The sequence below is a fragment of the Dietzia maris genome (genome assembly GCF_014144855.1).
GTDB lineage: Bacteria > Actinomycetota > Actinomycetes > Mycobacteriales > Mycobacteriaceae > Dietzia > Dietzia kunjamensis.
This window is the reverse complement of record NZ_JAALDN010000225.1, coordinates 1-1,791: the sequence shown is the minus strand read 5'-3', so window position 1 is coordinate 1,791 and position 1,791 is coordinate 1. Positions and strand designations below refer to the sequence as shown.

The following is a 1,791-nucleotide window of genomic DNA, read 5'->3' as shown; positions in this document are numbered from 1 at the left end:
CGCGGCGGCGGTCGCGTAGCGCCCACACCGCGAGGCCGACGGCGGCCACGGCCAGCGCGGCGACGGCGAACCACAGGTCGTCGATCCCCGCGACCCGGCGCTCGATGGCGAGCTGCAGGTCGAACTGGGCGTCCACTCCCATCACCGAGCCGAGGGCCGCGGTGCCGTCGGTGAGGACGAACAGCAGTCCCACCACGATGAACAGCACCCCGGCGATGAGTGAGGTGGTGTGCGTGCGGATGGGTCCCAGGGTGACGTCGCGACCGCGGATCCATCGCCGACGCGACACGCCCAGCCGGTCCCACGCCAGGGCGAGCACCGCGAGCGGGACGACCATGCCGACCGCGTAGGCGCCCATGACGGCCGCACCGTAGGCGGGCGAACCCCCGGCCATCGCCAGGGTGAGGACACCGCCGAGCAGCGGGCCCGAGCAGAATCCGGCGAACCCGTAGAGGGCGCCCAGCGCGAGGACGGCCACGGGGCCGCTGCCCGTGACGCGGGACGAGGCGTCCGAGAGTCCGGGGAGCCGGAAGCCGCCCCCGAGCGCGGTGTAGACACCCAGGGCGACGACGACGAGGCCACCGATCAACGTCACGGTCCCGCGGTGGACGGTGAACAGCGAACCGATGGCCCCGACCCCCGCGCCGAGCGGGACCAGGACGATGGCGAGGCCGAGCAGGAACAGCCCGGTCCGGGCGAGGAGCACCCGGCGGGTTCCGAAGGCGTAGGCGAAGAAGGCGGGCAGCAGCAGGGCCGAGCACGGGCTGAGGATGCTCAGGACGCCGCCGAGGAATCCGCCGATCAGTCCGATCTGTTCGGTCATCGGGCCCACGTCACCCGTCGAGTGAGCTGTCGATGACGTTGCGGAACGTCTCCGTGGAGCGGGCGCCGATGATGCCCGTGCCGTTGATGAGGAACGTCGGGGTCGAGGTGGCACCGAGTGCGGTGGCCGCCTCGTAGTCGGCCCGGATCGCCTCGTCGTACCGGTCGCTGGTCATGTCCTCGCGGAAGCGCTCGATGTCGGCGACGCCGGCCTCGCGGGCGTACCCGACCAACTTCTCCTCGCCGAGGTCCGGATGACCGCGGTCGGGGGAGTCGGCGAAGACCACCTCGGTGAACTCCCAGAACCGCCCCTGGTCGGCGGCGGCGCGGCCGGCTCGCGCGGCGGCCATCGACTGCTCACCGAAGATCGGCAGGTCCCGCCATTCGATCCGCAGGTCGCCCTTCTCGACGTACTCCTCGACCAGGGCGGGCTCCACCTCGCGGGAGAACTTGGCGCAGAACGGGCAGCGGAAGTCGGTGTACATGGTCATCACGACCGGTGCGTCGACGGGCCCCATGGCCATCGGGTCGCCCTCCTCGAAGCGCGCGATGCCCTCCATGGACTCCGGGCCGGGGGCCTGTTCCGGGCTGGTCTGGCGGTCGTCGGACACCTCCGACGTCCCCGCGGCGGACCCGTCGGCCGACGGTTCGCCCCCGCCCACCTCGCGGGCGAGGAGGATCGCCACGAGGGCGAGGAGTACGGCCACCACGAGGGACAACGCGATGACCGGGACGCTCGGACGACGGGACACTTCAGGTCTCCTGCGGGTGCTATCGAGAACGGGGACCGACCCGCGAGCGGGCCAGTTACTACTACGTTGCATAGTAGTTCGCGTCGGTGGCGCGATGTCAACCCGCCAGCGCGGAGCACATCCCCAGCACGAGTGTCGTCGCCGCGGCCGCGGAGACCGCCGCCGGCGAGACCGCGTGCACGAGCGCCAGCGCGAGGCCGGGCCCCGTCCCCCGGGG

Annotated in this window: 2 protein-coding genes; both read right to left on the bottom strand. The window is 72.3% G+C overall.

Features of this window, described 5'->3' with window-relative positions; genetic code table 11:
- Positions 1 to 823, bottom strand: an 823-nt coding sequence (locus G6024_RS07985; protein ID WP_159148439.1) for a cytochrome c biogenesis CcdA family protein, incomplete at its 3' end; no start/stop codon positions are given.
- 10 nt (positions 824 to 833) lie between these two features.
- Positions 834 to 1,574 (bottom strand): DsbA family protein, encoded by a 741-nt coding sequence (locus G6024_RS07980; RefSeq protein ID WP_069389322.1) that lies wholly within the window; start codon positions 1,572 to 1,574, stop codon positions 834 to 836.
- Between the last annotated feature and the right edge of the window lie 217 nt (positions 1,575 to 1,791).